The organism is Allobosea sp. 10L417, from assembly GCF_056395485.1.
The window spans coordinates 1-5,656 of sequence record NZ_JBFTJP010000029.1 but is presented as its reverse complement, the minus strand read 5'-3'; the positions used below and the strand labels follow the sequence as shown (position 1 = coordinate 5,656).

At 61.9% G+C, this 5,656-nt stretch carries 4 protein-coding genes and 4 pseudogenes; 7 read left to right on the top strand and 1 reads right to left on the bottom strand.

The window, feature by feature from the left end; translation table 11 throughout:
* Positions 1-120: 120 nt before the first annotated feature.
* From AC1DE3_RS28135 to AC1DE3_RS28105, 7 genes and pseudogenes are all read left to right on the top strand, one after another.
* Positions 121-597: pseudogene (locus AC1DE3_RS28135) on the top strand (arylsulfatase); the annotation flags it as partial.
* Positions 598-866: 269 nt separating this feature from the next.
* Positions 867-1,768, top strand: a pseudogene (ligD, locus tag AC1DE3_RS28130) (non-homologous end-joining DNA ligase); the annotation flags it as partial.
* 30 nt (positions 1,769-1,798) lie between these two features.
* Positions 1,799-1,990, top strand: a complete 192-nt coding sequence (locus AC1DE3_RS28125; RefSeq protein ID WP_476798077.1) for an ATP dependent DNA ligase — start codon at positions 1,799-1,801, stop codon at positions 1,988-1,990.
* A gap of 486 nt (positions 1,991-2,476) precedes the next feature.
* Positions 2,477-2,728: a hypothetical protein gene (locus tag AC1DE3_RS28120; RefSeq protein ID WP_441514545.1), complete on the top strand. Its 252-nt coding sequence runs from the start codon at positions 2,477-2,479 to the stop codon at positions 2,726-2,728.
* A gap of 89 nt (positions 2,729-2,817) precedes the next feature.
* Entirely contained in the window at positions 2,818-3,048 is a 231-nt protein-coding gene (locus AC1DE3_RS28115) for a hypothetical protein (protein ID WP_476798075.1), read from the top strand.
* A 294-nt stretch (positions 3,049-3,342) separates the two neighbouring features.
* Positions 3,343-4,052 (top strand): annotated as a pseudogene (locus AC1DE3_RS28110) (SOS response-associated peptidase family protein).
* A gap of 952 nt (positions 4,053-5,004) precedes the next feature.
* Positions 5,005-5,292: a PRC-barrel domain containing protein gene (locus tag AC1DE3_RS28105; RefSeq protein WP_476852970.1), complete on the top strand. Its 288-nt coding sequence runs from the start codon at positions 5,005-5,007 to the stop codon at positions 5,290-5,292.
* Positions 5,293-5,308: 16 nt separating this feature from the next.
* Here the strand turns inward: AC1DE3_RS28105 and AC1DE3_RS28100 are convergent.
* Positions 5,309-5,527 (bottom strand): annotated as a pseudogene (locus tag AC1DE3_RS28100) (3'-5' exonuclease); the annotation flags it as partial.
* Between the last annotated feature and the right edge of the window lie 129 nt (positions 5,528-5,656).

Here is a 5,656-nt window from a genome sequence, read left to right as displayed (position 1 = left end):
CACATCGACCTGGCGTAGCTTCGCGACGATCTCTTCGGGCTTGTGGCGCTTCTTCGGCATCTCGGTCCTCCTGTCTGCCAAAAGACATACTTCAGGGTGGACCAATTCAACGGGGGTGGATCAGGCAGCTATCCCGGCATCGTCAAGACCACGCTCGATGGCGTCGACCAGACCGAATACCTGCTCGGACGGTCAGAAAAATCGGCGCGCGACACGTTCTTCTACTATTCCGGCAAAGAGCCGTCGGCGGTGCGCTACAAGAACTGGAAGATCTACTTTGCGATGGTGTCGGATTCGCCCGCCGGCTTTGTCTCGGGCGTGCAGCCATTTCACTGGGCCCAAGTCGTCAACATCAAGCGCGACCCGTTTGAGACCTCGATCGGCTCGCAGTACAAGACGCTCATGGGTATGGGTGGTACGATCGGCTCGCCCTCCACTGCCTACATCTACGATTGGAACATGCTGCCGATCGGCCAGGCGCTGTGGATGAAGGAACTTCTCTCCTACAAGGAGTTCCCGCCGATGCAGGACCCGGCGAGTTACAACCTCGATCAGGTCATCGATCAGATCAAGAATGCGAAAGGCCGGTCCGACTGATCGCCAGCAAAAGCTGCCCAACTGGTCGCGCGCCGGGCGCTCGATCCTTCAAAGTTTCAGAAGGATTTTCGCGTGCGGCGCGGCCGGAGACTAAGGATCGGGTCGATCGCGCACCGGCCGATCGTGAAATCGAGCGGCTGACCGCCGCAAGATGGCTGCCGGCCTAACCGGTCCCTCCCTAAACTCGGCCCGGTCTCCGAAAGGGGATCGGGCCTTTTTGTTATGCAGAGATCACTCGATGATTGTGCGCGTCGGGTTCTTAGACCGGGCTGGGCGTCGACACCGTCAAGGGGCCGCCGCTCAGCCGCCGGCAGAAGATCGAGCGCGAGCTCTTCACCGATCCCATGCCTGAACGCGTCGAGCCATGCCTGGCGCTATTGAGCCGCAAGATTCCGCGCAGCGATGACTGGTCGTACGAGGTCAAATGGGACGGCTATCGCTTGGCTGTAAAGGATGCCCAGGCCCTCGGGTTGGACAGTGCGATCTTCGACGGAGAGGCTGTCGTGCTGGGACAATCGGGGAGCGGCGGATTTCAGCGCGCTTCAAAAAGCTCTTGGTGGACGAGGGGGGAAGCGCTCCCGCCTCGACAGCAATTCTCTATGCCTTTGATTTGCTCTACCTTAACGGCCATGACTTGCGGGCGCTGGGCTATGGTGAGCGGCGCGACATCCTGGCGGACGTCCTCAATGGTGCAGCCCATGGTGCGATTCGCTTCAGCGAGGATGTGAGGGCCGATGGCCCCGCTTTCCTGATGCTCGCCTGTGAGATGGGGCTCGAGGGCATCATCGCGAAGCGGCGTTCGGCTGCCTATCGATCTGGCCGCGGCGGGGAATGGCTCAAGATTAAATGCGTCCAGTCCGAGAGCTTCGTCATCATCGGCTATGAGCCGTCGATGGTCGCGCTCGGCGGGGTGGGCCGGCTGCTCCTCGCAGCTCGCCAAGGGGACAACCTTGACTATGTCGGAGGAGTCGGAACTGGCTTCACGGACGCCAGCGCAAGAGCGCTGCGAAAGCAGATGGAGCAGCTCATCGTCCCGAGGCCAGCCGTAATCATGAAAGGGCACACGAAGGGCCGCCTATGGCTGGCGCCGGCCCTTGTGGCCGAGATCGAGTTCCGCGCCTGGACCGATGAAGGCAAGCTACGGCATGCCTCCTACAAGGGGCTGCGAGAGGACGCCAGCGCAAGAGCGCTGCGAAAGCAGATGGAGCAGCTCATCGTCCCGAGGCCAGCCGTAATCATGAAAGGGCACACGATGGGCCGCCTATGGCTGGCGCCGGCCCTTGTGGCCGAGATCGAGTTCCGCGCCTGGACCGATGAAGGCAAGCTACGGCATGCCTCCTACAAGGGGCTGCGAGAGGACGCCAATCATGTCGACGTCTACCAGATCCGCTAGCGGGCCTTGCGCACCCGAAAAATACTCGGAACCGCTTCAATCATGGTCAGTTTCTCTACCACCGCATGCCGACCGAAATTGTACCAACCCGAGGGGAGCAACAATGAATCGGCGAACTTTCCTCACAGCTCTGATAGGCGGAGCTGTAACGAGCGCGGTCGCCGCAGAGACCGCATACGCGCAGTATTACGTACCCTATGATCGTCGGCCTCATGAGTGGGAAGACGACAGGGACCGCTATCGCAGGAACCGGTACGAACGCGAGCGGGATTGGGAGCGGGAGAGGAGGCGTCGCGACTATCGTCGTCGCTGGGACGATGAAGAGGACGACTGAGCGGGGGGTTCTGCTAGATCTTATGCTGGGCGCGGGCAATCGGCCCAACCTGCGGTAGCGCCGATTTCAGGCGCCTTCTACGCCACCCGTCGACATGCTAACCGCACTCGATCAGCGTGATGTAGCGCGTCCCGTTCTCGCGCATGTTGGCGATGGCCATCATCGCGATAAACCTTCCGGTCCTACAGAGCCCTGATCTGCTCTTTGAACTCCTCGGCAATCGCGCCATGGCGGGCGAGGACGTCGATCGAAGCGACTTCTCCGGTTTCATCGTCCGCGACCACATGCACAACCGCGACGCCCTCGGCGGTGCGGCCCAGGCGCTCGCCCTCATTCAGCGCGTGGTATTTCGTTTTCGCCGGGACGCGCTGGGCCGGAACCAGCTTCTTCCGATGGGTCTTTGAAGGGCTGGAGGAAGAAGGTGTCGACGTTCATGGGTTGACTCCCGGAAAGCCCGTTCTCATTTTGTTCTCATATCTCGAGGACAAGAGCAATGTCAGGCCGGCCAGCCGATCAGCATGGTGAAGACACCACGCTGGACGCGGAAATCACCGGCATCGTCTCGACGCTGCTGGAGGAACACGGCAGCAAGGCGGGGGCCCTGCGCGCCCTGGCGCATGACTTCATCGTGCTGCTGGCGGACGCCGATCGCTCGGTCTCGCGCGGCTTTCTACGCGGGGTGTTCTCTCAGGGGGCGCGGCCGGTTCGCGAGCCTAAACAATGACCGAGCACGAACCCGCCGAACAACCAGACCGAGCTGCGGGATTTCGTGCGCTTCCGCTGCCATTACTGCCAGCGTAGTGGGGACGCTCGGCTGGCTTCGTTGGCCTGGCGCTACGGCGCGCATGCGACGCTTGCTCAGCTCGTCGCGCTGTTTCGCAACCCATGCCCTTGGCGGTACGACAACCCGGTCCGAAAGCCGCAGAAATACGGCATGAAGTGCGGAGCCTACTGCCCGGATATCGGCCGGACCTCCCGATTGGCCCCCGCCAATGATGGGGCTCAGCTCGTCGAGGCGATGCGAAAGCTGTTTGCGAAGTTCGACGTGGCGGCGCAGGTCGTGCCGCAGCCGGGGATCTTCCCGGATTATTCGGCGCCGATTATTCGCAACGAGGGGAGCGCTCCGACGCTCACGATGACGCGGTGGGGCATGCCGTCGTCCAAGAAGGCGCAGCTCAACCCGCGACCATGCGCGCCGACAAGCTACGGGCGAAGGGCAAGGAGGTCGACTTCGACCAACTCCTTCGGATGGAGCCGGACAGCGGAACGACAAACGTCCACAATATCTCAGGCTCGCATTGGAAGCGCTGGCTCGGCGTCGAAAGCCGATGCCTTGTGCCGTTCACCTCGTTCAGCGAACTCGACTGGGGCTCGAAGCAGGATGTCTGGTTCGCGTTCGGAGAGGAACGTCCGACAGCCTACTTCGCCGGCATCTGGGCGCCGCAATGGACCAGCGTCCGCAAGATCAAGAACGGCGAGGAAACGATCGACCTCTACGCCTTCCTGACGACTGATCCGAACGCAGAGGTTGGCGCCATCCATCCCAAGGCGATGCCTGTGATCCTGACGACGCCGGAGGAGTGCGAGGCTTGGATGACCGCACCTTGGGAGGAGGCGAGGGCGCTCCAACGGCCACTGCCCGACGGGGCACTGAACGTCGTGGCGCGTGGCGTGAAGAAGGACGTCGGCGAACCCGAGGCCAATCAACCGGCGACATCCTTGCTCTAGAAGCTCCGCGGCGCGCGCGAAGCCAACCCCCAGAATTTGGCCCTCCAGGGCCGGCGGGCGGCTTTTCATCGGCCTTCGACACTCCTCTAAACGTTCGACGGCAGCTTCGCTCGATGTGCTGAGAACTAACGGAGTTGTGACCCCGCCGGATTCGCTTCCCTCCGCTAAAAGGCGCAAAGCTTCCTCGCCGCACGTGCCTAATGCTCGTGTTGCTGGCGAAGGGTGGCCACCGTCCCGCCAGGCAGGCCAGAGATCTTCCCGCTTTTGAAATGACCCGGCTCAGTCTTGAGCTGCCGCGTGGAAGCGCACCACGCAGTCGATACACCAGAGGTCGGCCTCATGCACACGCTCACGCTCGTAGTGGCTGGCCTCTCTCTCGCCCTGGTCGGCGCCAGTGCTCAGGAATTGGATGAATCGTCGTTTGAACGGCCGCTGACTGACCCCGCAAGCCCATCTGGCTCGCTGAGAAACCAACCAATCGCAATTGTTGACATTAGTTTGCTGCCAAGGGCGAAGCAGGTGCAGATCCGTCGTGACGTCGCGGAGAAGGGTGAGGCCGAACTTCAGAAACTTAGGATTGCGATTGAGGCAGTCCCGAGCATTGTTTCCGCTCTTCGGGCAAAGCAGCTGTCGCCAACGAATGTTCTATCGGCAGAGACCAGCCCCCGCGGACGCTTAACACTCCTGATTGCCAGACGATAACCCTAGCCTGCCGCTCGCCTCGAATTTCGTCGTCCATTGCCCTCGGGTCGGCGGCCGCCCTAGGCCCACCGGGAAAGTCCGGGTGGCGGGCTGAAGAGCGGACTGCGGTTCGGCTCACCGCCACGCCCCGCTCGGCCACCCGTAGATCACAACGAACACGAGCGCCGTTAGGGCAAGGGTGGTCGGGTGCGGCGGGGAACGTGCTGAGCCCCCGCACGTTCGATTCGTTTTCGAACATGAGGAGCACACAATGGACCATTCCAGCCATATTCGTCTCGCCAGCAGTCAGCTGACCGCGYCTATCCTTGAAGGGGCCACAATCTACGGGCCGGGCGATGAAAAGATCGGAGCGGTGTCACATGTCCACGGGAGCCACGTCGTGATGGATGTTGGCGGCTTCCTCGGCATTGGGGCCAAGCACGTCGGCGTACCGATCAGCGATCTCGAGTTCATGCGCGATGCAGATGGAAACGTCCTCGCCGTCACCACCTGGACCAAGGAGCAGTTGAAAGCGATGCCTGAGCATGTCGACCTCTAAGGTCGTTGAGCCAGGGGCGCGCGCGTGGGAGAATGCCCTTCTGMAGCAGCGCCAACAGATCCTGGATATGGGCGCTGTCGAGGAACTTGAGACCGCCGAATTTGACGAACGGGATGTTCCGGCGCGTGAGCTCGATTTCGAGCGGACCGCTGTGATGGGAGGCGCGARACAGCACCGCCTGTTGCTTCAGCGTCGAGCCGCCCTCCCGGTTCTCCAGAACCTTCTCGGCGATGAAGCAGCGCAGATGCACGAGGCCCTGGCGAAAGGGTCGCCGGCCAAAGGTATCGAAACCGCCTTTCTCGTCGGACTGGGTTCCAGCGATGACGTCGAAAGCGGCTTTCCAGCGATGACGTCGAAAGCGGCT